This is a genomic window from Kitasatospora phosalacinea (genome assembly GCF_030268885.1).
Classification (GTDB): domain Bacteria; phylum Actinomycetota; class Actinomycetes; order Streptomycetales; family Streptomycetaceae; genus Kitasatospora; species Kitasatospora phosalacinea_C.
On sequence record NZ_BSSA01000004.1, the window covers coordinates 251,769 to 277,488 of the forward strand.

General features: G+C 74.3%; 18 protein-coding genes. 7 read left to right on the forward strand and 11 right to left on the reverse strand.

The features are described 5' to 3' along the window. Window positions 1-46: 46 nt before the first annotated feature. Window positions 47-844: an alpha/beta fold hydrolase gene (locus QSK52_RS09000; protein ID WP_285735394.1), complete on the forward strand. Its 798-nt coding sequence runs from the start codon at window positions 47-49 to the stop codon at window positions 842-844. Here the strand turns inward: QSK52_RS09000 and QSK52_RS09005 are convergent. The 6 genes from QSK52_RS09005 to QSK52_RS09030 form a co-directional block, all read right to left on the reverse strand. Next, complete coding sequence (locus QSK52_RS09005; protein WP_285735395.1) at window positions 831-2,348, reverse strand: ArnT family glycosyltransferase; 1,518 nt, start codon at window positions 2,346-2,348, stop codon at window positions 831-833. The genes QSK52_RS09000 and QSK52_RS09005 overlap by 14 nt on opposite strands. A gap of 135 nt (window positions 2,349-2,483) precedes the next feature. Further along, window positions 2,484-4,385, reverse strand: coding sequence for a 1-deoxy-D-xylulose-5-phosphate synthase (gene dxs, locus QSK52_RS09010; protein WP_285735396.1), 1,902 nt, complete (start codon window positions 4,383-4,385; stop codon window positions 2,484-2,486). A gap of 201 nt (window positions 4,386-4,586) precedes the next feature. Then, complete coding sequence (locus QSK52_RS09015) at window positions 4,587-5,840, reverse strand: sugar ABC transporter permease (protein WP_285735397.1); 1,254 nt, start codon at window positions 5,838-5,840, stop codon at window positions 4,587-4,589. Further along, window positions 5,837-6,625: an ATP-binding cassette domain-containing protein gene (locus QSK52_RS09020; protein WP_285735398.1), complete on the reverse strand. Its 789-nt coding sequence runs from the start codon at window positions 6,623-6,625 to the stop codon at window positions 5,837-5,839. Before QSK52_RS09020 ends, QSK52_RS09015 begins: the two co-directional genes overlap by 4 nt. Before the next feature lie 158 nt (window positions 6,626-6,783). After that, window positions 6,784-7,881 (reverse strand): sugar ABC transporter substrate-binding protein, encoded by a 1,098-nt coding sequence (locus QSK52_RS09025; RefSeq protein WP_285735399.1) that lies wholly within the window; start codon window positions 7,879-7,881, stop codon window positions 6,784-6,786. 180 nt (window positions 7,882-8,061) lie between these two features. Then, a complete protein-coding gene (locus tag QSK52_RS09030; RefSeq protein WP_285735400.1) occupies window positions 8,062-9,231 on the reverse strand; it encodes an ROK family transcriptional regulator in 1,170 nt (389 codons plus the stop codon). A 163-nt stretch (window positions 9,232-9,394) separates the two neighbouring features. Between QSK52_RS09030 and pepN the strand changes: the two genes are divergently transcribed. Then, complete coding sequence (gene pepN / locus QSK52_RS09035; protein WP_285735401.1) at window positions 9,395-11,959, forward strand: aminopeptidase N; 2,565 nt, start codon at window positions 9,395-9,397, stop codon at window positions 11,957-11,959. 52 nt (window positions 11,960-12,011) lie between these two features. Here the strand turns inward: pepN and QSK52_RS09040 are convergent, their stop codons facing one another. Together QSK52_RS09040 and QSK52_RS09045 are read right to left on the reverse strand one after the other, a co-directional pair. After that, a complete protein-coding gene (locus tag QSK52_RS09040; RefSeq protein WP_285735461.1) occupies window positions 12,012-13,433 on the reverse strand; it encodes a sensor histidine kinase in 1,422 nt (473 codons plus the stop codon). A 125-nt stretch (window positions 13,434-13,558) separates the two neighbouring features. Then, window positions 13,559-14,269 (reverse strand): response regulator transcription factor, encoded by a 711-nt coding sequence (locus QSK52_RS09045; protein WP_285735402.1) that lies wholly within the window; start codon window positions 14,267-14,269, stop codon window positions 13,559-13,561. Window positions 14,270-14,441: 172 nt separating this feature from the next. Between QSK52_RS09045 and QSK52_RS09050 the strand changes: the two genes are divergently transcribed. Genes QSK52_RS09050 through QSK52_RS09060 form a run of 3 tightly spaced genes read left to right on the forward strand, consistent with a single transcriptional unit; the run spans window position 14,442 to window position 17,007 of the window. Further along, on the forward strand, window positions 14,442-15,797 hold the full coding sequence (locus QSK52_RS09050) for a ferredoxin reductase family protein (RefSeq protein WP_285735403.1): 1,356 nt from the start codon (window positions 14,442-14,444) through the stop codon (window positions 15,795-15,797). Between the two features lie 12 nt (window positions 15,798-15,809). Continuing rightward, a complete protein-coding gene (locus QSK52_RS09055; RefSeq protein WP_285735404.1) occupies window positions 15,810-16,280 on the forward strand; it encodes an FMN-binding protein in 471 nt (156 codons plus the stop codon). Between the two features lie 7 nt (window positions 16,281-16,287). Next, on the forward strand, window positions 16,288-17,007 hold the full coding sequence (locus QSK52_RS09060; RefSeq protein WP_285735405.1) for an FAD:protein FMN transferase: 720 nt from the start codon (window positions 16,288-16,290) through the stop codon (window positions 17,005-17,007). Window positions 17,008-17,115: 108 nt separating this feature from the next. On the opposite strand, the gene psbW is transcribed toward QSK52_RS09060, so the two are convergent. Together psbW and malQ are read right to left on the reverse strand one after the other, a co-directional pair. Further along, a complete protein-coding gene (psbW, locus tag QSK52_RS09065; protein ID WP_285735406.1) occupies window positions 17,116-17,337 on the reverse strand; it encodes a photosystem II reaction center protein PsbW in 222 nt (73 codons plus the stop codon). Window positions 17,338-17,358: 21 nt separating this feature from the next. After that, on the reverse strand, window positions 17,359-19,512 hold the full coding sequence (gene malQ / locus QSK52_RS09070) for a 4-alpha-glucanotransferase (protein ID WP_435053199.1): 2,154 nt from the start codon (window positions 19,510-19,512) through the stop codon (window positions 17,359-17,361). 297 nt (window positions 19,513-19,809) lie between these two features. On the opposite strand from malQ, the gene QSK52_RS09075 reads away from it, so the two are divergent. After that, window positions 19,810-23,634 carry a beta-N-acetylglucosaminidase domain-containing protein gene (locus QSK52_RS09075; RefSeq protein ID WP_285735407.1) on the forward strand — a complete coding sequence of 1,275 codons (3,825 nt, stop codon included), beginning with the start codon at window positions 19,810-19,812 and terminating at the stop codon, window positions 23,632-23,634. Between the two features lie 89 nt (window positions 23,635-23,723). Here the strand turns inward: QSK52_RS09075 and QSK52_RS09080 are convergent, their stop codons facing one another. Continuing rightward, window positions 23,724-24,335 (reverse strand): HNH endonuclease, encoded by a 612-nt coding sequence (locus QSK52_RS09080; protein WP_285735408.1) that lies wholly within the window; start codon window positions 24,333-24,335, stop codon window positions 23,724-23,726. A 310-nt stretch (window positions 24,336-24,645) separates the two neighbouring features. On the opposite strand from QSK52_RS09080, the gene QSK52_RS09085 reads away from it, so the two are divergent. Next, entirely contained in the window at window positions 24,646-25,713 is a 1,068-nt protein-coding gene (locus QSK52_RS09085; RefSeq protein ID WP_285735409.1) for a mechanosensitive ion channel family protein, read from the forward strand. Window positions 25,714-25,720: the final 7 nt, after the last annotated feature.

Consider the following 25,720-nt stretch of genomic DNA (forward strand, 5'->3'; position numbering starts at 1 on the left):
TTCTGTATGCTGCCGGTCTTTCAGGCGTGGAGGGGCGGAGGGGCGCGTGCTGGTGCTGGTGCACGGCGGGCTGTGGGACGAGCCGATGGACGCGGCGGCGTTCTGGGAACGGCCCGGGGTGGTGGACGGCCTGCGGGCGGCCGGGGTCGCGGTGGCCGCGCCCGACCGGGCGATGCGGGCCGGGAGCTGGGCCGCGGAGGCGGCGCACCTGGCCGCGCGGCTGCCGGACGGGCCGCCGGTCGTCCTGGTCGGCGGCTCCAACGGCTGCTCGGCGGCGGTGCGGCTGGCCCTGGCGGTGCCGGACCGCGTCCGGGCCCTGGTGCTGGCCTGGCCCGCCACGGCGGGCGACGAGCGGCTGGACGGGCGGATCCGCGAGGCGCTGCCGGAGGCGGCCGGGCTGCTCGCCGGGGGGACGCTGCGGGGCGTCGCCGACGCGGAGCTCGCCGGGCTGCGGCTGCCGGTGGCGGTCCTGCCCGCGGCCCCGGAGAACCCCGTCCACCAGCGCCGCACGGTCGACGCGCTGCTGGGCCTCGTCCCCGGCGCGGTGGAACTGCCGGGCTGCCCGGAACCGCCGCACCCGGCGTTCCGGCCGGAACCGCTGGTCGCTGCGCTGGCCGGGTGGGCCGCCTGGGCGGACGGGCCGGGCGCGACCAGGGGCCCGGGGAACGGCGGGCCCGGGGCTGCTGCGGGTTCACCGCCGGTGCGTGCCGGTGCTTCGGGTTCTGTTCCCACGGCCCGAAGCGGCGCGGACGCGTCGATGGGCTCCGGCCACCAGCAGCTCGGACTCGCCGTTCCCCGAGCCCCTGACTGCGCATCCCCGGGTGGGGGCCTTACTTCTTCTTGAGACGGTAGATCACGGTGTCCCCGGTGACGCCGACGACCTCGTAGTAGGTGTCGAGGAGGCTGGCGATGCGGGGGACCTTGTCGGGTTGGTAGGGGGCGGTGCCGGAGTCGTCGACGAAGACCTCGGGGAGGCCGTTGGTGGTGATCTCGTTGTCGAAGGTCTGCCAGGCGTCGGAGACGGAGTACTGTTCGCCGACCTTCTCGCCGCCCTTGCCGCCGCTGAAGTTGGTGAGGAAGCCCGCGGTGAGGTAGCGGCTGGCGGGGCGGCGGTCGGCGAGCCAGTAGAGCTCGGGGTGCATGCCCCAGACCAGGACGGTGTCCTTGGGGGAGGTCTGGGCGGCGACGGCGGTGGCGACCTCGGTGGTCTGGGTGAGGCGCTGGCCGGGCCAGAGGACCGCGAGGCCGAGGAAGACGGTGCTGGCGAGGGCGGAGTAGGCGACCACGGGGCGCCAGGGGACGGCGGAGGTGGCGACGGCGCCGATGCCGAGCAGGACCAGCGGGGGCATCAGCTGGAGGTAGTAGTGGCCGAAGAAGTGGAAGCCGACCGAGACCGCGACGACCGAGGAGAGCAGCCACACCCACAGGTCGGCGGTGGAGCCGCGTTCGGGGCCGCGGGCGGGGACGGGGCGGCGGCGGTGGCGCAGCCACAGGCGGTGGGCGTAGGGCAGCAGGAAGGCCAGTCCGGCGCTCATCAGGATGGCCGAGTTGCCGAGGGCGCGGCCGAGCATCTGGGGCCAGTTGGAGCCGAGCCCGGCGTAGTCGCCGGAGCCGGTGACGACCCAGAAGAGGAAGCCCTTGGGCTTGGTGAGGATGGCGGCGACGAGCGCTATCGGGAGGGCGAAGCCGAAGCCGATCTTGGCGAGGGCCGAGGGCCAGCGGACGCCGCGGCGGCGGGTGTCCTGGAGCAGCATCCACAGGACGGGCAGCATGACGGCGCCGCCGGTCTGCTTGGTGAGGGAGCAGAGGGCGACGGCGATGCCGGCGGCCAGCCAGCGGCGGCGTTCCGCGTAGCGGAAGGCGAGCACCATGGCGGGCAGCATGAAGACCTCGAAGGTCGCGGCCTGGGTGTCCTCCGGGGAGAGGCCGATGGAGACCAGGAGGTAGAAGACGCCCGCGTAGCGTCCGGCCCGGTCGCCCCAGCGGCCGCGGGCGATGGAGGCGAGCAGGACGGCGGTGGCGAGGTGGGCGCCGATCGCGAGGGTGCGCAGCGGCCAGAGCGAGACGGAGCCGAAGAGGGCGAAGCAGGCCTCGTACAGCCAGGGCAGCAGCGGGGGCTTGCGGTCGACGACGGTGTCGTAGAGGACGCCGCCGTCGGCGAGCATCCGGGCCTGGGTGGCGAGGTAGCCCTCGTCGGGGCTCCACACGGGGCGCAGGAAGGAGGGGAAGTGGGTGACGGTGGCCAGGACCGCGAGCAGCGGGACCAGTCGGGTCCAGTACCCGGCGCGGACGTGCCCGTGGAGGCGGTCGGCGAGGGCACGTGGGCGGCTCGTGGTGGTGATGGGCACGGGTGACAACCTACCGGGCGCGAACGGGCGGAGGGGTGCCGGTCCGGGAATGAGTGTGACGGTCCGACCATCAGCGCACCGTCCGGGAGCCGTCGTGCGGTTCCCGGACGGTGCGCCCACGGAGGTTCCGGAGGGTCAGCTCCGGGCGAAGGAACGGGCGCTGATCAGCGCTTCGATCTTCTGGGCGATCGCCGGTCCGGTCAACCCGATCTCCGCCATGATCTCGGCACGCGAGGCGTGGTCGAGGAACTCCTGCGGGATGCCGAAGTCGCGCAGCGGGACGTCCACGTCGGCGTCGCGCAGCGCCTGGGCGATCGCGGAGCCGACGCCGCCGGCCCGGCCGTTGTCCTCGACGGTGACCACCAGGCGGTGCTGGGCGGCCAGGCCGGGCAGCGCGGCGTCCACCGGCTTGACCCAGCGCGGGTCGACGACGGTGCTGGTGACGCCCCGTTCGGCGAGCAGGTCGGCGGCCTCCAGGCAGATCGGGGCCATGGCGCCGACCGAGACGATCAGCACGTCGGCGGCCTCGTCCGCGGAGCCGTCCTCGCTGCGGCGGAGCACGTCCATGCCGCCGACCTGGCCGACCGCGGGCACCGACGGGCCGACGTTGCCCTTGGAGTAGCGGACCACGGTGGGGGCGTCGGCCACCTCGACGGCCTCGCGCAGCTGCAGGCGGACCTGCTCGGCGTCGCGCGGGGCGGCCAGCCGCAGGCCGGGGACAACCTGCAGGATCGACATGTCCCACATGCCGTTGTGCGAGGCGCCGTCGGTGCCGGTGACGCCGGCCCGGTCGAGCACGAAGGTGACGCCGAGCCGGTGCAGCGCCACGTCCATCAGGACCTGGTCGAAGGCCCGGTTCAGGAAGGTCGCGTAGACCGCGACGACCGGGTGCAGGCCGTTGGTGGCCAGGCCGGCCGCGCAGACCGCGGCGTGCTGCTCGGCGATGCCGACGTCGAAGGTCCGTTCGGGGTAGGCCTTGGCGAACGGGGCCAGGCCGACGGGGTGCAGCATCGCGGCGGTGATCGCGACCAGGTCGCGGCGCTCGCGGCCGAGCGCGACCATCTCCTCGCCGAACACGGACGTCCAGTCCTTGCCGGCGGTCTTCACCGGCAGGCCGGTGTCGGGGTGGATCACGCCGACCGCGTGGAAGCGGTCCTCGTCGTTGTTCTCGGCGGCGTGGTAGCCGCGGCCCTTCTCGGTGATGCAGTGCACGATGACCGGGCCGCCGAAGCCGCGCGCCTTGGTGAAGGCGGACTCCAGGGCCTGCAGGTCGTGGCCGTCGATGGGGCCGATGTACTTCAGGCCGAGGTCCTCGAACATGCCCTGCGGGGCGATGAAGTCCTTCAGGCCCTTCTTGGCGCCGTGCAGGGTGTCGAACATCGCCTGGCCGACCACCGGGGTGCGCTGCAGCGCGTCCTTGCCCCAGGACAGGAAGCGCTCGTAGCCCTGGGTGGTGCGCAGGGTGGAGAGGTGGTTGGCGAGGCCGCCGATGGTCGGCGAGTAGGAGCGCTCGTTGTCGTTGACGACGATGACGATCGGCAGGTCGCGGCTGTCGGCGATGTTGTTGAGCGCCTCCCAGGCCATGCCGCCGGTGAGCGCGCCGTCACCGATCACGGCGACCACGGGGCGGTCCTTGTGGCCCTGGATCTTGTTGGCCTTGGCCAGGCCGTCCGCGTAGCCGAGGACGGTGGAGGCGTGCGAGTTCTCGATCACGTCGTGCTCGGACTCGGCGCGCGAGGGGTAGCCGGACAGGCCGCCCTTCATCTTGAGCCGGGAGAAGTCCTGGCGGCCGGTCAGCAGCTTGTGGACGTAGCTCTGGTGCCCGGTGTCGAAGAGGATGCGGTCGCGCGGCGAGTCGAAGACCCGGTGCATCGCGAGCGTCAGCTCGACCACGCCGAGGTTGGGGCCGAGGTGGCCGCCGGTCTTCGAGACCTCCTCCACCAGGAAGCCGCGGATCTCCTCGGCGAGCGCCGACAGCTGCGCGGGCGTGAGTCGATCGAGATCGCGCGGTCCCCGAATGCGGGTCAGCAGGGCCACCCGTTCCTCCTCGTCCAAGTTCTCGCGCCCGCATGGGCCCGGAGGGCGTACGCCCCGCTCGAGTCTAATGTCCATTACCGGTCCGTAGTGCGGCGGGCAACCCGTCCAGCTCTTCGGGTGGCCGTGCGCCCAACGCGCCGAACCGCGCGACCGGCCCCTGGTATGGGGCGCGGCTCGCGCGGTTCGGGGTCGGGCCGGGGGTCAGCCGCGGCCGTGGGACTTCTGGGTGCGGCGGGAGACCGAGTCCAGGACCACCGCGGCGAGCAGCACCGCGCCGGTGATCATGTACTGGATGGCCTGCTGCGCGTGGACCATGTCCAGGCCGGTGGTGATGGACTGGATGACCAGCGCGCCGAGCAGCGCCGACCAGGTCTTGCCGCGGCCGCCGAAGAGGCTGGTGCCGCCGATGACGGCGGCGGCGATGGCGCTCATCAGCACGTTGCCGCTGCCCAGCGCCTTGTCCGCGGAGCCCTGCTGGGAGGCGATGAACAGGCCGCCGAAGCCGGCCAGGCCGGCCGAGATCATGTAGACCGAGATCCGGACCCAGGCGACGTTGATGCCCGCGCGGCGGGCCGCCTCGATGCCGCCGCCGACCGCGAAGATCTGCCGGCCGTAGCCGGTGCGGCGCAGCACGAAGTCGCCGAGCGCGACGACGCTGACCAGGATCACCAGCGGCAGCGGCAGGCCGCTGTCCTGGTTGAGCATGTAGGCGGCGACCAGCAGCACGACGCCGATGACGCCGGTGCGCAGCGCGATCTCGCTGATCGGGCGGGAGGGCAGGCCGGCCGCGGAGCGGCGGCGGGAGTCGAGCAGCTGGCCGCCGGCGAACAGCACGATGGCGAGGATCGCGAACAGCCAGGCCCAGACGATGTCGCCGTCGCCCAGGAAGTAGGTGTCCAGGTTGGCGACGACGCCGTCCATCGGGTTGTTGACGGTGCCGAGCTCGCCCAGGACGAGCATCTGCAGGCCGTTCCAGGCCAGCATGCCGGCCAGGGTCACGACGAACGCGGGGACGCCGATCTTGGCGAAGAAGTAGCCGTGCAGGGCGCCGATGGCGATCGCGGAGGCGATGGCCAGCACGATGGCGAGCCACTCGTTCAGGCCCTGGCGCACCGAGAGCACCGAGGTGATGGCGGCGGTGGCACCGGCGACCGAGCCGAGCGAGAGGTCGATCTCGCCGAGCAGCAGCACGAACACCACGCCGACCGCGATCAGGCCGGGGCCCGCGATCCACTTGGTGATGTTGGTGAGGTTGTTGGCGTTGAGGAAGGTGCCGGTCTTGAACTGGAAGATCGCGGCGATGATGACCAGGCCGACGACCACCGGCAGCGAGCCGAGCTCGCCGCTGCGGATCTTGCGGGTGAACTCGTCGAAGTAGCCGGCCAGGCCCTCCTTGCGGACCAGCAGGCGCGGGTCCACCGCGGGGGCGGGGGTGGTGGGGGTCTCGGTGCTCACTTGGCTTCCTCCGCGATTCGGGCCTGACGACGTGTCACCGCGTTGTCGGTGGCGCCGGTGATGGCGGAGATGATCTCCTCGTGCGAGGTGCTGGCCACCTCGAAGCTGCCGTTGTTGCGGCCCAGGCGGAGCACCGCGACGGTGTCCGCGACGGCCTTGACGTCGGCCATGTTGTGGCTGATCAGGATCACGCCGAGGCCGCGCTGGCGGAGCCGCTCGACCAGGTCCAGGACCTGGGCGGTCTGCTCGACGCCGAGGGCCGCGGTGGGCTCGTCCAGGATGACGATCTTGGGGTCGCCGACCAGGGCGCGGGCGATCGCGACCACCTGGCGCTGACCGCCGGAGAGGCCCGCGATCGGGATACGGACGCTGGGGATGCGGATCGACAGGGTGTCGAGGAGTTCGCGGGCGCGCTTCTCCATCGCGACCTCGTCCAGGGTGCCGAAGCGCTTGAGCTCGCGGCCGAGGAAGAGGTTGCCGACCACGTCCAGGTTGTCGCAGAGCGCGAGGTCCTGGTAGACGGTGGCGACGCCGAGCTGCTGGGCGTCCTGCGGGCGGTTGATGTTGACCGCCTTGCCCTCCCACTCGATGACGCCCTCGTCGATCGGGTGGACGCCCGCGATGGTCTTCACCAGGGTGGACTTACCGGCACCGTTGTCGCCGACCAGGGCGACGACCTCGCCCGCGTGGACCTCCAAGTGCACGTCGGTGAGCGCCTGAACGGCACCGAAGCGCTTGGAGACCCCGCGCAACGCCAGTACGGGTGCGCCTGTCACGTGAACCAACTCCTTGAGTCCCGTGCCGGACCTGACGTTTCCGGCACGGCCGTCCCGCGTGCCGGGCCGGGCACGCGGGGTAGTGCGTAGTGCGTGGTGGTGCTGAGGGGTGGAGCGGGCGCGGGCGGGGGCTCCCGGGTGGTCAGGGAGCCCCCGCCCGGCGGGTGTTACTGCAGGCCGGCCGCGGTGCAGGCGGCGGCGTAGTCGGCGGTGCAGATGTCCGCGACCTTGTAGAGGCCGTCGGCGACCACGGTGTCCTTGATGTTCGCCTTGGTGACGACCTTCGGGTCCAGCAGCTTGGCCGGGATGTTCTTGTCGGTGTCGCTGTCGATGGTCGACGAGGCGACGGACTTGATGTCCTTGCCCTGCAGCAGGTCGACGGCGAGCTCGGCGGCCGAGTCGGCCAGCGGCTTGTAGGCCTTGTAGATGGTGTAGGCCTGGTCGCCGGAGACGAGGCGCTGGACGGCGTCGAGGCCCGCGTCCTGGCCGCCGACCGGGACGGAGATGCCCTGGGACTTCAGCTGGGTGATGATCGCGGCGGCCATGCCGTCGTTGGCGGAGTAGACGGCCTGGAAGCCGTCCTTGCCGAGCTGCGAGATCGCGGCGCCGACCTTCTGGCCCGCGACGGTGGGCTTCCACTCGCCGCTCTGCTCGTAGACGATCTTCTTGACCTTGCCGTCCAGGACCTTGTGCGCACCGGCCTTGAACTTGCCGGCGTTCGGGTCCGCGTCGTCACCGTTGATCATCACGACGTTGGCGTCGGCGGCCTTGGCGCCCAGCGCGTCGACCAGGGCCTGGCCCTGCAGCTCGCCGACCTTCTCGTTGTCGAAGGAGACGTAGGAGGAGACCGGGCCGGTGGCGAGCCGGTCGTACGCGACGACCTTGACGCCCTTCTTCGCGGCGTCGGCGACCCAGGCCTGGGTGGACTTGGCGTCGAACGCGTCGAGGATGATCACCTTGACGCCCTGGGCGATCAGGGTGTCGAACTGCTGCTTCTGCTTGGCGGCGGAGCCCTCGGCGTTGTTGTACTCGACCTTGCAGTCGGCGCACAGCTCCTTGACCTTGGCCTCGATGAACGGCTTGTCGAAGGACTCGTAGCGGGTCGAGGACGCGTTCTCCGGCAGGAGCAGGCCGATCGACTTGTTGTTGCTCGAACCTGCGTCGCTGCTCTTCTTGTCGTCGCCGGCCTTGCCGCAGGCGGCCATGGTCAGAGCAATCGAGACAGCGACAGTGCCGACGGCGACGCGACGCATCATTGCGTTCATGGTGGGGGGAGCCTCCCTGACAGAGCCGCGAATGTTGCGGCGAGGTGGGCAGGAGTCAACCCCGTTAACAAGCTTGTCGTCAATAAGTAAAACCGGGAGGCCCGGGATTCAAACCCTTTCGTTATCTTCCTGAAGGCTCACTCGATACCGAGCGAGCCTTCCGGCCGGTCGGCGAGTGACTCAGAGCACTGCCGTCTCGCCCATCTCGCTCATCACCAGGGCCAGCGCGCCGAGCACCTCGGCCCGGCCGCCCAGCGTCCCCGGGACGACCGACAACTGCCGGGCCGCGCTGGGGATCGCGTACCGCGCCACCGAGTCCCGGATCGGGGAAAGCACCAGGTCACCGGCCTCGGCGAGGTCCCCACCGAGGATCACCCGGCGGGGATTGAGCAGGTTGCACAGGGTCGCCACGCCCATGCCGATCTGCCGGCCCGCGTCGGCGATCACCCGGCGGCAGCCCAGGTCGCCCCGCTGGGCCAGCTGCACCACCTTGCTCAGGCTCAGCTCGCCCGGGTGGTTGGCGTTCAAGAGGTTGAGCAGGTAGCGGGAGCCCACGAAGGTCTCCAGGCAGCCGCGGTTGCCGCAGCGGCACACCGGCCCCGCCTCGTCCAGCACGATGTGCCCGATCTCGCCCGCGGTGCCCCCCGGGCCCCGGTAGATCTGGCTGTTGATGACCAGGCCGGCGCCCACGCCGCTGGCCACCTTGATGTACGCCAGGTCGCCCAGGCCCCGCCCGGCGCCCCAGACCAGCTCGCCCAGCGCGCCCAGGTTGGCGTCGTTGTCCACGTGCACCGGCATGCCCAGCCGGACGGACAGCTCCTGGCCCGGCATCACGCCCGTCCAGCCCGGCAGGATCGCGGTCGAGCCGAGCGCCCCGGTCTCCACGTCGATCGGGCCCGGCACGCCCAGGCCCACCCCGATCACCTTGTCCGCCGGGAAGCCGGCCTGGGCCAGCAGCCGCTCCACCATCCGCTCGGCCCGGTCGAAGCCCTGCTGGGCGGAGACGTCCACGTCCAGCGGCTCGCTCTCCTCGGCCAGCACCCGGTGCGCCAGGTTGCCCACGGCCACCCGCAGGTGGGTGTGCCCGAAGTCCACGCCGACCACGATCCCGGCGTCCCCGCTCAGCGACACGCTGCGCGCCCGCCGCCCGCCCGAGGAGGTGTCCGCCACCACCACGGTGCCGGACTCCTTGAGCTCGCGGACGATGTTGGACACCGTCGCGGCCGACAGCCCCGTGCCCCGGGCGATCTCCGCCTGGGTCAGCGAACCGGCCATCCGCACCGCCCGCAGCACCCGTTCGAGATTCGCCCGGTGCAGCGAGGACTGCGATCCCGGTGTGTCCGTCGACATGTTCCACCCTCCAGGGCGCGCTTGCTGTTCGTGAGAAGTTCAGCTTCAACTTCTGAACTCTATGCTCCGGCACTGCTCGGAGGGGGAGTCAAGCCCGAACACGGATCGTTACTCGCATGGGAGGATTCCCGGTAACCCGAGCCCTGACGAAGGAGTCCTGCGAGTGCCTGGCACCAACTTGACCCGTGAGGAGGCCCGCACCCGGGCCGCACTCCTGGCCGTGGACGCGTACGAGATCGAGCTCGACCTGAGCTCCGCGCGCGAGGGCGGCACCTTCCGGTCCACCACCGTGGTCCGGTTCACCGCCGCCGAACCCGGCGCCTCCACCTTCATCGACCTGGTCGCCCCCGCCGTGACCGAGATCGTCCTCAACGGCCGCGCCCTGCCGCTGGAGAACTTCTCCGACAGCCGCATCGCGCTGCCCGACCTGGCCGCCGAGAACGAGCTGCGGGTCGTCGCCGACTGCGCCTACACCAACACCGGTGAGGGGCTGCACCGCTTCGTCGACCCCGCCGACGGCGAGACCTACCTCTACACCCAGTTCGAGGTGCCCGACGCCCGCCGCGTCTTCGCCACCTTCGAGCAGCCCGACCTGAAGGCCACCTTCGCCTTCACCGTCACCGCCCCCGCCGGGTGGGTCGTGGTCTCCAACTCCCCCACCCCCGAGCCCGTCGGCGACGGCGACACCCGGGTGTGGACCTTCGAGCCCACCCCCCGGATGTCCACCTACATCACCGCGCTGGTCGCCGGACCGTACGTCGGCGTCTTCGACAGCTACGACAACGGCTCCCAGCACGTGCCCCTCGGCGTGTACTGCCGCCCCTCGCTGCGCGAGCACCTGGACGCCGACGCGATCTTCGCGGTGACCCGGCAGGGCTTCGACTACTTCCAGGAGAAGTTCGACTTCCCCTACCCGTTCGCCAAGTACGACCAGCTGTTCGTCCCGGAGTTCAACGCGGGCGCGATGGAGAACGCGGGCGCCGTCACCTTCCGCGACCAGTACGTCTTCCGCTCCAAGGTCACCGACGCCTCCTACGAGGCCCGCGCCGCGACCATCCTGCACGAGCTCGCCCACATGTGGTTCGGCGACCTCGTCACCATGGAGTGGTGGAACGACCTGTGGCTGAACGAGTCCTTCGCCACCTTCGCCGAGGTCGTCTGCCAGGCCGAGGCCCCCGGCTCCAGGTGGCCGCACTCCTGGACCACCTTCGCCAACCAGATGAAGACCTGGGCGTACCGGCAGGACCAGCTGCCCTCCACCCACCCGATCATGGCGGAGATCAACGACCTGGAGGACGTCCAGGTCAACTTCGACGGCATCACCTACGCCAAGGGCGCCTCGGTGCTCAAGCAGCTGGTCGCCTACGTCGGCCAGGACGCCTTCTTCCAGGGCGTGCGCGCCTACTTCAAGCGCCACGCCTGGGGCAACACCCGCCTCGCCGACCTGCTCGGCGCCCTGGAGGAGGCCAGCGGCCGCGACCTGCGGACCTGGTCGAAGGCCTGGCTGGAGACCGCGGGCATCAACGTGCTGCGGCCCGAGCTGTCGGTCGCCGCGGACGGCACCATCGAGTCCTTCGCCGTCCGGCAGGAGGCCCCCGCGCTGCCCGCCGGTGCCCGCGGCGAGGCCGTGCTGCGCCCGCACCGGATCGCGGTCGGCCTGTACGAGCTCGTCGACGGCACGCTGGTGCGCACCGACCGGATCGAGCTCGACGTCGACGGCGAGCTCACCGCCGTCCCGCAGCTGACCGGCCGGAAGCGGCCCGCCGTGCTGCTGCTCAACGACGACGACCTCTCCTACGCGAAGGTCCGGCTCGACGCCGACTCGCTCGCCGTCGTCACCGCGCACCTCGGCGACTTCGCCGACTCGCTGCCGCGCGCCCTGTGCTGGGCCTCCGCCTGGGACATGACCCGCGACGGCGAGCTGGCCACCCGCGACTACCTCGCGCTCGCCCTCTCCGGCCTGCAGCGCGAGAGCGACATCGGCGTGGTCCAGTCCGTGCAGCGCCAGGTCAAGCTCGCCCTGGAGCTGTACGCCGACCCCGCCTGGCGCGAGACCGGCCTGCAGCGCTGGGCCGCCGCCGCGGAGAGCGCCCTGCGCGAGGCACCCGCGGGCAGCGACCACCAGCTCGCCTGGGCCCGCACGCTGGCCGGCGCCGCCCGCACCGACGACCAACTCGCCCTGCTGGCCGGGCTGCTGGACGGCAGCGTGGAGATCGACGGCCTGGCCGTCGACACCGAACTGCGCTGGAGCCTGCTCGGCCGCCTGGTCGCCACCGGGCGCGCCGACGAGGCGGCGATCGACGCCGAACTCGCCCGCGACAACACCTCCTCCGGGCAGGAGCACGCCGCGACCTGCCGCGCGGCCCGGCCCACCGCCGAGGCCAAGGCCGAGGCCTGGGCGTCGGTGGTCGACTCCGACACCCTGACCAACTACGTCCAGGAGGCCGTGATCGCGGGCTTCCAGCAGCCCGACCAGCGGGAGCTGCTGGCCGCCTACACCGAGAAGTACTTCGCCTCGGTCAAGCAGGTCTGGGAGACCCGCAGCCACGAGATCTCCCAGCAGATCATCGGCGGGCTCTACCCCTCCTACGCGGTCTCCCAGGCCACCCTGGACGCCACCGACGCGTGGCTCGCCTCCGCGGACCCGGCCCCGGCGCTGCGCCGCCAGGTCATCGAGGCCCGGGCGGGCGTGGAGCGGGCGCTGAAGGCGCAGGCCGCCGACCGCTGAGGAACCGGGGGCCCGGGGAACGGCAGGCTCGGGGCCGCCGTTCCCCGGGCCCCTATTCCGTTGCCAGCGTCACGGTGAAGGTGGTGCGGCCCGGGGTGCTGTCGAGGGTGACGGTGCCGTGGTGGGCGTGGACGACGGCCTGGACGATGGCGAGGCCCAGGCCGGTGGAGCCGGTGCGGCGGGAGCGGGCGCGGTCGCCGCGGGTGAAGCGGTCGAAGACGTGCGGGGCGAGTTCGGGCGGGATGCCGGGGCCGTCGTCGGTGACGGTGAGGCGGCCGCTGGGGTCGAGGTGGAGCGTGACGGTGGTGCCGTCGGGGGTGTGGGTGCGGGCGTTGGCCAGCAGGTTGGTGACGACCTGGGCGAGGCGGTGCGGGTCGCCGGGGACGGTGACGGGCTCGGCGGGCAGTTCGAGCAGCCAGCGGTGGCCGGGGGCGGCGGCCCTCGCGTCGGCGGTGCAGTCGAGGGCGATCCGGGTCAGGTCGGTGTCCTGGACGGCGAGCGGGCGGCCGGCGTCCAGGCGGGCGAGCAGCAGCAGGTCCTCGACGATGGTGCCCATCCGGCGGGACTCGGCGCTGATGCGTTCCAGCGAGTGCCGGACGGGCGCGGGGACGGGGCCGGGGTGCCGGAGGGCGAGTTCGGCGTGGCCGCGAACGGTGGCGACCGGGTTGCGCAGTTCGTGGCTGGCGTCGGCGGCGAACGCGCGCAGCCGCTCCTCGACGTCCTGACGGCGGGTCAGGGCGTCCGCGACGTGGCCGAGCAGGCGGTTGAGGGCGGTGCCGACCCGGCCGACCTCGGTGCGCGGGTCGTCGTCGGGGACGCGTTCGGCCAGGTCGACGGCGCCGCTGGCGAGCGGGCGGGCGGAGACCCGTTCGGCGGTGGCGACGACCCGGTCCAGGGGGCGCAGCGCGATCCGGACGGCGAGGGTTCCCGCGGCCGCGGCGGCGGCGAGGGCGGCGGCGAAGACCACGAGTTCGATCCACAGCAGGTGCCGGACGGTCTCGTCGACGGGGTGCAGCGGCAGGCCGGTGACCAGGGTGTCGTGGTCGTCCCCGGCGACGGCGGCGACCCGGTAGGGGCCGAGGCGGGAGAGCCGGAGGTCGCGGGGGCGGCCGTCGACGGGCAGGGCGCGCAGGGCGCTCAGGTCGGCGGCGGCGAGCGGGACGGCGGCGTCGGCCTCCCCGGTGCTCCCGGTGTCGTCGACGTGGTCGTCCTCGTCCCCGGCCATCGCGCCGCAGACCACCGAGGCGTGGGTGACGCCGCCGCCGACCAGGCGGGCGCCGAAGGTGCCGGGCGCCTGGCCGCGGGTGTCGTGGCCGTCCTGGCCGGGGTGTTCGAGGCTGGCGGCGTAGCGGCCCCCGGCGGCGGAGAGCTGCTGGTCGAGGCGGACGACCAGGAAGTGCCGGAGCGCCTCGCAGGTGGCCACGCCGATGCCCGCGCAGATCAGGGCGAGCAGGACGAGCAGGCCCGCCACCATCCGGGAGCGCAGCGTGCGGGGGCGGAGCCCGCGCCGTCGCCGGACGGGGCGGACGGCGGCGGGGGCGGCGGTGTCCGGGCCGGCGGGAGCGGCGGGAGCGGCGGTGTCGGGGTCGGCGGGGCGGTTCATCCGGCGGCCGCCCGCAGGACGTACCCGGCGCCGCGGACGGTGTGGATCATCGGGGACCGGCCGGCGTCGATCTTGCGGCGCAGGTAGCTGATGTACAGCTCGACCACGTGGGCCTGGCCGCCGAAGTCGTAGGACCAGACGGCGTCCAGGATCTGCGCCTTGCTGAGCACCTGGCGGGGGTGCTCCATCAGGTAGCGCAGCAGGGCGTACTCGGTGGGGCTGAGGTCGACGGGGTCGTCGCCGCGGCTGGCCTCCCGGGTGGCGGGGTCCAGGCGCAGGTCGCCGACGGCGAGGGTGCCGGGGGCGGTGGGGCCGGGGGGCGCGGTGCGGCGGAGCAGGCTGCGCAGGCGGACCACCACCTCCTCCAGGCTGAACGGTTTGGTGACGTAGTCGTCGCCGCCCGCGCTGATCCCGGCGATCCGGTCCTCGACGGCGTCGCGGGCGGTGAGGAACAGGACGCGCACCTCGGGGGCGGTGGTGTGGATGCGGCGCAGCACTTCGAGCCCGTCGAAGTCGGGGAGCATCACGTCCAGCACCACGGCGTGCGGCTGCCAGTCGGCGGCGGCGACGGCGTCCAGGCCGCCGGTGACGCCGCGGGCCTGCCAGCCCTCGTAGCGCAGGGCGCCGCAGAGGACCTCGACCAGGTCGGGTTCGTCGTCGACCACCAGGACCCGCCAGGGGGTGTCCGCGTGCTGCATGGGAGTCATTCTGCCGTTCCGGGATGAGAAAGCGGTGAGATCATCGGACCGCCCCCGGCCCTGGTAGCAGGCGCCCGAGCTGCGCGGACACCCTTCGCGGACCATCGATCGGACGATCCGTTCATAGGGAACTGAGAGCTTCCGGTGCGACCGTGACCGGGTACCACCGAAGGAGGGCCCGTTGACCGCACTTCCCACCCCCGCCCGGGCCGCCCGGCGAGCCGCCCCGCGCCGCACCCTGCACCCGGACGCCGTCCGCCGCGGTGCGCTCGTCCTGGTCGCGCTCGGTGCGCTCGGCGTCCTCGCGCTCTGGTGGGCCGACACCCCGCGGGTGGCGGGCGCCGCCGACTGGCTCACCGGAGCGGGCCGGATCACCGGCCTGCTCGCCGGGTACGCCGCGCCCGTCCTGCTGCTGCTGATGGCCCGGATCCCGCTGCTGGAGCGCGAGGTCGGCGCCGACCGGCTGGCCCGCTGGCACGCGTACGGCGGCCGCTACCTGGTCTCGCTGGTCACCGTGCACGTGCTCACCGTCGTCTGGGGCTACGCGCTGACCGACGGGCGGGGCCCGTGGAGCCAGGCCGTGGAGATCGTGTTCCACTTCCCCGACATGCTGAAGGCCACCGCCGCGACCCTGCTGCTGCTCGGCACCGGCGCGGTCTCCGCCCGGGCCGCCCGCCGCCGGCTCAGCTACGAGACCTGGTACTACCTGCACCTGGCCACCTACCTGGCCGTCGCGCTCGGCTTCGCCCACCAGCTCACCACCGGCGCCGACCTGGTCGACGGCCCCGCGAAGGCCGGCTGGTACCTGCTGTACTTCGGCACCGCCGCCGTCCTGGCCCGGTACCGGCTGATCGGCCCGTACCTGCGCGACCGGCGGCACCGGCTGGAGGTCGCCGAGGTCCGGACCGAGGGCCCCGGGGTGGTCTCGGTCTTCCTGACCGGGCGGCGCCTGGAGGAGCTGCGGGCCGAGCCCGGGCAGTTCTTCCGGCTCCAGTTCCTCACCCCGCAGCTGCGCTGGGCCGCCAACCCGTACTCGCTCTCCGCTCCCCCGCACCCGCGCTTCCTGCGCTTCACCGTCAAGGGCCTGGGCGGCCACAGCGCGGCGCTCGCCGCGCTCGCCCCCGGCACCAGGGTCCGCGCCGAGGGCCCGTACGGGGCGTTCACCGCGCGGCGGCACCGCGGCGGGCCGGTGCTGCTGCTGGGCGCGGGCGTCGGCGTCACGCCGCTGCGGGCGCTGGCCGAGACCCTGCCCGGTCAGCTCACCCTCGTCCAGCGCGCCCGCCGCCCCGAGGACGTGCTGTTCCGCCGCGAGCTCGCCGCCGTCGCCGAGCAGCGCGGCGTCCGCGTGCACGAACTGCTCGGCGGCCGGGCCGAGGTCGGCGACCTCGGAGCGGCCCTGCGCCGACTCGTCCCCGGCCTCGCCCGGCACGAGGTCTACCTGTGCGGCCCCGAGGAGTTCACCGCCGACGCCGTCCGCGCCCTGCGCGCCGCCGGGGTCCGGGCCGACCGCATCCACCACGAGTCCTTCGCCTTCTAGGAGTTCCCCACCATGCGACGCGCCGTCATCACCGCCTCCGCGACCGCCGCCGGGGTCGTCCTGCTGCTCTCCCTCAAGCCCCACGACCCCGCCGCCACCCACGCCATCTCCTCCGCGAACACGAACGCGAACGCGAACTCCGGCACCGGGGGCGGCGGGAGCAGCGGGAGCGGCGCCACGGACGCCGCGCAGGGCGCCGACGCGTCCGCCCGGACCGTCACCGGCAGCGCGGTCAACACCCGGTACGGGCCGGTGCAGGTCAAGGTCACCGTGACCGGCGGGAAGATCAGCAGGATCGACGTGGTCCAGTACCCCACCCGCGACCGCCGCGACCGGGAGATCAACGAGTACGCCGTCCCCGTCCTGAACCAGGAGGCGATCGCCGCGCAGAGCGCGGACATCGACGTCGTCTCCGGGGCGACGTACACCAGCGACGGCTACACCCGTTCGCTGCAGAGCGCCCTCGACCAGCTGGGGAAGTGACCGCCGGATGACCGCGAAGCACGTCGAGCACGTCATGGGGACGGTCTTCTCCTTCACCGTCCGCGACCCCGGGCCGGCGACCGGTGCGGCCCTCCGGCGGGCCGTGCAGCGGCTGCACCGGATCGACGCGCTGTTCTCGACGTACCGGCCGGAGAGCGAGATCAGCCGGCTCGACCGCGGGGAACTCGCCCTCGCGGAAGCCGGTCCCGAGGTGCGGTGGGTGCTGGAACGCTGCGCGGAACTCGGCGCGGAGACCGGCGGCTACTTCACCGCCCGGCCCGGCGGACGGCTCGACCCCAGCGGGTACGTCAAGGGCTGGGCCGTCGAGGAGGCCGCCCGGACGCTGCGCGAGTCCGGCTCCGCGCAGCACTGCGTCAGCGGCGGCGGGGACGTCCAGACCGCGGGCGGGCCCTGGCGGATCGGCATCGCCGACCCGCACCGCGCGGGGGCGGTGGCCCGCGTCGTCACCGGCCACGACCTGGCCGTCGCCACCTCCGGCACCGCCGAGCGCGGCCCGCACGTCATCGACCCGCACACCGGGCTGCCCGCCGCCTCCTTCGCCTCCCTCAGCCTGGTCGGCCCGCACCTGGCCCGCCTCGACGCGCTCGCCACCGCCGCGTTCGCGATGGGCGCGCCGCGGGCCCTGCCGTGGCTGGCCGCGAGGGGCGTCCGGGCCCTGGCGATCCACCCGGACGGGCGACAGGAGACGACGGAGGGGTGGCACTGAGACGGGATGCGCGGTCGGGGGCCCGGACACGCGACGGCGACCGCCGGGTCTCCGACGCGTGGGTCGGGGAGCCGGCGGTCGCCGTCGTCGTCCGGGCCGGGGCCCGGGTTACTTCTTCTTGCTGCCGGGGATCATGCAGAGGCCCGCGATCACCGCGAAGGCGACGATCGGGAGGGCGACGAACAGGCCCAGGGTCTGACCGACGCTCAGGCCGGTGCCCGGGTCGTCGCCGTCGTCGCGCACGAGGGCCATGGCGGGCGACGACATCAGCATCATCAGCGTGGCCGCCGCGGTGACCGCACCGGCGCGCATTGCGTTCCTCTTGTCCACGTTTCCCAAGGTACCGGCCCCCTACACGGTCGCGCCCGGCGGGGTGCGCCTGTCGGCGTGTCCCGGCGGCGGCGCGGTGAGCGGGGCGAGGGTGGCGGCGATGCCCGCGGTGCCGGGGGCGGCGGCGAGGGCGTCCAGGGTGACGGGGGTGCCGGTGGCGTCGGCGATCGGCAGGCGCCAGTTGGGGTACTGGTCCCAGGTGCCGGGGAGGTTCTGCGGGCGGGGGTCGCCGACGGTGTCGGGGAGCCAGACGCCGACCAGCTTGGCGGGGGTGGCGAGCAGGTAGGCGTACAGCGCCTCGGGGGTGGTGGGTTCGCCCTCGGCGAGCAGTCCGATCCGGACCAGTTCGCGCTGCCAGTCGGCGAGTTCCTCGGCCGCGGCGTCCTGCTCCTCGCCCAGCGGGCGGGCCAGCAGGCCGAGGCGGTGGCGGAGTTCGACGTGCTCGCCGGTGAGCCGGGCGGCGGTGGAGGGCAGGTCGTGGGTGGTGAGGGTGGCCAGGCAGCCGGGGCGCCAGCGTTCGGGGGGCAGCACGGCGCCGCCCGCGTGCCAGTCGCGTTCGAACCAGAGCACGGAGGTGCCCAGCACGCCGTGGTCGGCGAGGCGTTCGCGCACGCCGGGCTCGACGGTGCCGAGGTCCTCGCCGATCACGGCGGTGCCGGCCCGGTGGGCCTCCAGGGCGAGGACGGCGAGCATCGCCTCCGCGTCGTAGCGGACGTAGGTGCCCTCGGTGGGGCGGGCCCCCTCGGGGACCCACCAGAGCCGGAACAGGCCCATCACGTGGTCGATCCGGATCGCCCCGGCGTGCCGGGCGGAGGCCCGGATCAGTTCGGCGAACGGGGCGTACCCGGCCTCGGCGAGGGCGTCGGGCCGCCAGGGCGGCAGCCCCCAGTCCTGGCCGTGGGCGTTGAAGGCGTCCGGCGGGGCGCCGGTGGAGATGCCGGTGGCCAGCACGTCCTGCAGGGCCCAGGCGTCGGCGCCGTCGGGGTGGACGCCGACCGCGAGGTCGTGGATCAGGCCGAGCGGCATGCCCGCGTCGGTCGCGGCCCGCTGGGCGGCGCCCAGTTGCTCGTCGACCAGCCAGGCGAGCCAGCGGTGGAACTCGATCCGGTCCTTCAACTCGGCCTTGGCCGCGGCCACGTGCGGGTCGGCGGGGTGGCGCAGGCCCTTCGGCCAGGAGCGCCAGCCGCCGCCGTGCACCTCGGCCAGCGCGTTCCACACCGCGTACCGCTCCAGCCACTCGCCCTCGCGCCGGACGAACGCCCGGTACGCGGCCTCCCGGCCGACGCCGCGGGGCACGGTGTGCAGCAGTTCCAGGGCCTGGCGCTTGAGCGACCAGACCGAGTCGCGGTCGATCAGGGCGTCGTGCTCCAGCACCTCCTCGCGCAGCAGCCGGGCCCGGCGGGAGAGGTCGCGGGCCTCCTCGTGCCGGGCGTACTCGGGGACCGCCTCGACCCGCAGGTGCACCGGGTCGGCGAAGCGGCGCGAGGAGGGGCGGTACGGGGACGGGTCGGAGGGGGCGCCGGGCATGCCCGCGTGCAGCGGGTTGATCTGCAGGAAGCCCGCGCCGAGTTCGGCGCCGGCCCACTGGGCGAGCTCCGCGAGGTCGGCCAGGTCGCCCATGCCCCAGGACTGTTCGCTCAGCACCGAGTACAGCTGGGCGAGGAAGCCCCAGCTGCGCTGCTGCGGCTCGGGGATCCGCGGCGGGGCGACGACCAGGGTGGCGCGGCCGGTGCGGCCGTCCGCCCGGACGGTCAGGACGTGCCGTCCGAGCGGCAGGTCGGCGGGCAGCCAGTGTGCGTGCTCGCCGGTCAACTCCCAGTCGTCGCCGCCCTGTTCGAGCTCGACCCGGACCTCCGCCCCGGCGGGCAGGTCGAGTGCGGTGCGCCGCCCCCGCCAGGCCACCACGGTCGGCGGCAGCAGGCGCTGCGCGCTCTGCGCGCGGTGCCGCTCCAGGGCCCGGGCCGCCAGCTCGGGCGTCCCGGCGTCGACGCCGAGCGCGGCCAGCACCGCGGTCAGCGTCCGCGCCCCGACCTGGACCGGGCCGGACCCGGCGTCGTAGCTGCTGTCCACCCCGTGCGCGTGCGCCAGGGCCACCAACTCCGGTGGGGCGGGCGGGTTGTCCTCCGCCGGGACCTGCTCGAAACCCGCCTGCTCGCGGTCAAGGTATGCGGCCACCCAGCGCACTCCGTCCTCGCTGCTCCCGAACGCCAACAGGCACAGTCCTACCCGCGCCGCACTCCCCCGACCCCGACCGACACGGCCCGCGCCCCGCGCCGGTCGGGTGAACGTTCCGCCGCCCGGTTGCCGCCGCGGTCGACCTCCGGCGCTTTCGGGCGATAACGGACATAGCTGCCAGGGGCGTTGACAGGGACGCGGGGAGCTGGTGGGCTGGGCGGGCCGGACGGCCGCGGGGGGGTCGGGGTCGGGCGGCGGGGGGCCGTTGAGCTGGGCGTTTCGAGCAAGGAGGCTCCGGTGCAGGCGCGGGTGTCGGTGGCGGCCGGGCGTCGGCTGCGGCAGGGGTTGGAGCGGAGCGCGGCCCTGCGCGAGGTGCTGCACCACCCGGCGGCGCTGGCGGCCCGCCGGACGGCGGCGCGGACGGCCCGGCAGATAGCGCCGCGGGCCGCGGACCGCTTCATCGCGGACGTCAAGGGCACCGAACCGCTGCTGGCCTCGGTGCGGGCCGAGCGCCGCACCGGTCGGCGGGCCCGGACGCTGCGGGTGGCGGCGACGCTGTCGGCGGCGGCGGTGGTCGGCGGACTGCTGCTCCCGGCGCCGGGTTTCGCCGTGGAGGCCACCATCCGCCACGACCTGGGCGCCTCCGCGCCGGACACCGCGGAGCCCGCGGCCGTCGCCGAGGCGCCGCTGCCGCTGGGTTCGCTGACCGACCCCCAGGTCTTCCCGCGCCCGCAGGAGCTGCGGGCGGGCGGCAAGCCGGTGGCGGTGCCCCGGCAGGTGACGCTGGTGCTGGCGGACTCCGCGGACGGCCCGGCGGTGGACGCGGTGCGCACGCTGCTGGCCAGGGCGGGCGCCACCCAGGTGGTGGCCGCGGCGCAGGCGCCCGAACAGCCCGCGCCCGGTTCGCTGGTGGTGTACGTGGGCGGCCCGTACGAGGGGGCGGGCGGTGCGGTCGACCGGGCGCTGCGGCTGCTCGCGGCGGCGGACGGGCGCAAGGACACCGAGGTGCCGCAGCTGGCGGGCCTGCCCTCGGGCGGCTACCTGCTGGCGTCCGGCCAACTGCCCACCGCGGGCGGCTCGTACGGCGCGGTGGTGCTGGCGGGCGTGGACGGCGCGGGCACCTTCTACGCGGCGCAGAGCCTGGCGCAGCTGCTGTCGCCCGTCGGCCCGGGCCAGGGGCAGGGCGGCGAGGGCGACCGGGGCTTCCCGGGGGTGCTGCTGCGCGACTGGCCCTCGGGCGCGGCGCAGCGCGGCACCGCGGAGTCGTTCTACGGGGCGCCGTGGAGCAGCGCGCAGCGGCTGGCGGTGGTGGACTTCCTGGGCCGCACCAAGCAGGACTACTTCCTGTACGCGCCGGGCGGCGACCCGTACCGCTCGCAGCGCTGGCGGGAGGCGTACCCGGCGCGGCAGGCGGCCGAGCTGGCCGAGCTGACGGCCCGGGCGCGGGCCAACCACGTGACGGTGGGGTACTCGATCGCGCCGGGGCAGTCGTTCTGCTTCTCCTCCGGCAAGGACGTGGACGCGCTGGTCGCCAAGCTCGACGGGCTGCGCCAGCTGGGCGTGCAGGCCTTCCAGTTGGACTTCCTGGACGTGTCGTACGACGAGTGGCACTGCGGGGCGGACCGGCGCAAGTTCGGCACCGGGCCGGTGGCGGCGGCGAAGGCGCAGGCCGCGCTGACCGCGGCGGTGCAGCAGAAGCTGGCGGCGAAGCGTCCCGGGGCGGTGCAGCTGTCGGTGGTGCCCACCGAGTACCTGAAGCAGGGCACCTCCCCGTACCGGGCGGCGCTGGCGGCCGGGCTGCCGGACGGGGTGCGGGTGGTGTGGAGCGGCGGCGCGGCGATCCCGGCGCAGGTGACGGGCGAGCAGATCGGCGCCACCGCGGGCCTGTTCGGGCGTCCGCTGGTCACGATGGACAACTACCCGGTGAACGACTCGGCGCCGGACCGGCTGTTCCTGGGCGGCTACGCCGGGCGGGACGCCGAGGTGGCGCGGCGCTCGGCGGTGCTGCTGACCGCGGCGATGAGCCAGCCGGTGGCGTCCCGGATCCCGCTGGCGACCGCCGCGGACTTCGGCTGGCAGCCGGACGGCTACCGGCCCGAACAGTCGCTGGCCGCGGCGCTGCGGCTGCTGACCGCGGGGCCCGCGCAGCAGGCCGCGGCGGCGGCGCTGGCGGGCAACAGCGCGTCCTCGCCGCTGGGCGGCAAGGAGTCGGCGTACCTGGTGCCGCTGGTGGAGGCGTTCTGGGCGGCGGCCGAGCCGGCCTCCGGCGCGCCGGCCGACGCGGCGCAGCTGCGGGCGGCCGCGCAGCCGCTGCGCGAGGCGTTCACGGTGATGGCGGACGCGCCGCGGACCCTGGCCGGGGACCCGCTGGCGGCGGACGCGGCGCCGTGGCTGGCCCGGCTGTCGGCGTACGGCGCGGCGGGCCGGGCGGCGGTGGACATGCTGCTGGCGCAGCAGGGCGGCGACGGCGCCGCGGCCTGGCAGGCCCGGCTGGAGCTGGGCCGGCAGCGCGGGGTGCTGGAGCAGAACCCGGTGACGGTCGGCAGGGGCGTGCTGGACGCGTTCCTGGACCGGGCGGCGAAGTCCGCGGACACCTGGTCGGGCATCACCGCGGGCGCGACCCCGACGACCACCCTGGGCACCGCGCACGACCACGGCCCGGCGCTGATGGCGGACGGCTCCGCGGAGACCTTCTACTGGTCGTCCGGGCAGCCGCAGGTCGGCGACAGCTTCGGCCTGGACCTGGGCACCCCGAAGCCGCTGGGCTCGGTGACGGTGCTGATGGGCGGCTCGGGCGACGACCCGGACGCCCGCTCGGCGGCCGACGACTACCTGCACGACGGGGTGCTGGAGTACTGGACCGGCTCGGGCGGCTGGCACCGGCTGGCGACGGTGCACGGGCAGCGGACGGTCCGCGCGAGCGCCCCGGCGGGCACGGTCGCCAGGGCGGTGCGGCTGCGCGCCACCGGCGGGCAGCAGACCGCCGTCGCGGTGCGGGAGTTCACCACCGCCGCGCCGGACGCGGTGGACGCCGCGGTCTCCGGCCCCCCGGCCGCGCCGGGCTCCTCGCCGGAGGCGGTGCTCTCCGGCGACCCGGACTCCGCCTTCCGGGCGGCCGCGCCGCCCGCCGCGGGCGACCGGCCGCTGACGGTGGAGCTGGGCGCGGCCCGGCCGCTGGACCGGCTGACCGTGCTGACCGACCCGACGGTGCGGGCCGAGGCGACCGCGCAGGTGCGCCGCCCGGACGGCAGCTGGGCGGACCTGGGCCCGGTGCGGCCCGGCTACAACGAGCTGCGGGCCGACGGCGGGCCGGTGGAGGCGCTGCGGCTGGTGTGGCAGCCGGGCGGCGAGGCCCCGGTGGTCAACCAGGTGATCCCGTGGTGGGCGGACGTCCCGGCGGCCCGGCTGACGCTGGCCGAGCCGACCCTGGACGTGGTGGCGGGCGCGAGCGCCCCGGCCACCGCCCGGGTCACCGTGGAGTCGGGGCGGCCGGACGCGCTGACCGGCGCGCTGCGGGCCGAGGTCCCGGCCGTGGCGAGGGGCCTGGTGGTGGCACCGGCCCCGGCGGTGACGGTGCCGCGCGGCGGCCGGGCGGACGCGCCGCTGCTGGTCACGGCGGCCGCGGACACCCCGTCGGGCACCTACCGGGTGCCGGTGGTGTTCACCGCGGGCGCGCTGAGCGTGCGCCAGGAGCTGCTGGTGCACGTCGTGCCGCCGGTCGGCGGGCCGGACCTGGCGCCGTCCGCGACCGCGACCGCCTCGGGCCAGGACAGTGCGAGGACCCCGGCGGCGGCGGTGGCCGACGGCGACCCGAAGACCTCCTGGAGCGCCCCGGCCGAGGACGACGCCTGGGTGCAGCTGCAGCTGCCGCAGCCCGTCCGGCTGGGTTCGGCGGTGCTGCACTGGGGCGGCGCGTACGCCTCCGCGTACCGGCTGGAGGTCTCGTCCGACGGCGTGGCGTGGACCACGGCGGCGGAGGTGGACAACGGGCAGGGCGGCACCGAGACGGTCCGCTTCGACGCGCCGGGCGCGCGGTACCTGCGGGTGCAGGGCGTGGCCCGGGCCACCCGCTACGGGTACGCGCTGTCCGGGATCGAGCTGTACGGCGTGCCGCAGGGCTGAGGCGCGGCGGGCCGCCGACGCTCCCGCTGCGGGGTGCGCCGGCGGCCCATGAGGCGTACCGGTTTCGTGTCGGGCAGGCCCTTGTCTGTTCAGGCGGAGAGCGGGGCGTGCTGCTCGCCGCGGCGGATCGGACGGGTGCGGACCGGGGCGGGCAGGACCGCCTCCGGATGGTCGTGGTGCTCGAAGTCCCGGAACTGGTCGAGGCCGCCGTACGGCTCCAGGTAGGGCCGCCAGCGCGGGTCCTTGATCCCGGTGCCGATGACCCGCCAGGCCAGGCCGCTGGGCGCGGCCGGGGGGCGCTTCATCCGCCAGCCGAGGTCGGCGAGGTGCCGGTCGGCCTTGGTGTGGTTGCAGCGGCGGCAGGCCGCCACCACGTTGTCCCACCGGTGCTGGCCGCCCCGGCTGCGCGGGATGACGTGGTCGACACTGGTGGCGGCGGCCCCGCAGTACACGCACCGGCCGTGGTCGCGGGCGAACAGCGCCCGCCTGGTCAGCGGCACGGGGCCTCGGTAGGGGACCCGCACGAAACGGGTCAGTTTGACGACGGACGGTGCCTGGACGGCACCGGTGGCGCTGTGCAGTGTGGTGCCCGCATCCTCCAGGGCGATCGCCTTGTGGTTGAGGACGAGGATGAGGGCGCGTCGCATCGAGACGACACCGAGCGGCTCGTACGACGCGTTGAGGACAAGGACATGCGGCACGGGGCCTCCTTGGACGCCTGCGGCGCGTGGCTCGCGCCGAGTCGAGCGGGTGACCGCGCCCCGCGCGGGGGCGTGATCTCCCTCAGTGTCGCCTTACGCCGTCGTACGACGCCACCATTTCTCCGTGAACGGGCCGCGCGCGTGCGGTGAGCCCCCGCACGACCCGCCATGGTCGGTATGCCCAGCTCGGGCCCCTCCTGCACGTACCGTGCGGGGGGCGGTGCGGTGCGTGTCCGGAACCGGACGGGTGCCCTGACGGGCCGTCCGAGCGGGTGAACGGGCCGGTGGGAGGGCTCGCTACAGTGGGGCGATGCTCGCCGATTCCGCCGCCGACGGCACCACGCCGACGTTCTCCATCCCCACCAGCGCCGCCGATGTGACGGACACCACCCGGCAGGCGGCCGGGTGGCTGGACGAGAACTGGCAGGGCTGGGTGATCAGCGGACTGCGGATCGTGCTCGTCCTGGCGCTGGCGCTGGTGCTGCGGGCCGTGGTGCGCAAGGTGATCGACAAGCTGGTGGCTCGGATGGGGCGGCCCGCGGAGTCCGACAACGACCACGGGGTGCTCGGCGGCCTGCTCGCCAACAGCGGCGTGGTCAACACCGAGCGCCGCCAGCAGCGGTCCGAGGCGATCGGTTCGGTGCTGCGCTCGGTGGCCTCCTTCACCATCCTCGGCACCGCCTCGCTGATGGCCCTGTCGGTGCTCGGCGTCGACCTGGCGCCGCTGCTGGCCTCCGCCGGTGTGGCCGGTGTCGCGATCGGCTTCGGCGCCCGCAACCTGGTCACCGACTTCCTCTCCGGCGTCTTCATGATCATGGAGGACCAGTACGGCGTCGGCGACGAGATCGACACCGGCGTGGCCAGCGGCACCGTGCTGGAGGTCGGCCTGCGGGTCACCAAGCTGCGCGGCTCCTCCGGCGAGATCTGGTACATCCGCAACGGCGAGGTCAAGCGGATCGCCAACATGAGCCAGGGCTGGGGCACCGCCACCGTCGACGTCCAGGTCGGCTACAAGGAGGACCTGGAGCGGATCGAGCTGCTGGTCACCGAGACCGCCGAGCAGCTCGCCAAGGAGAGCCCGTACGACGAGCTGATCTGGGGCCGGGTCAAGGTGCTGGGCGTCGAGTCGGTGTCCGTCGACTCCGTCCAGCTGCGGATCGAGGCCCGCTGCACGCCCGGGAAGTCCGCGCAGGTGGCCCGCGCCCTGCGGGTGCGGCTGAAGGCCGCCTTCGACCTGGCCGGCGTCAAGCTCAAGGAGGAGCCCGCCGCCGCCGTCCCGGCCCAGCCCGCCGCCCCGGAGATCCTCCCGCCCTCCGCCCTGGCCGACCCCAACTCGGCCCGCTCGCTGGCCGCCAAGCCGATACCGACCCAGAACTGAGCCGGGG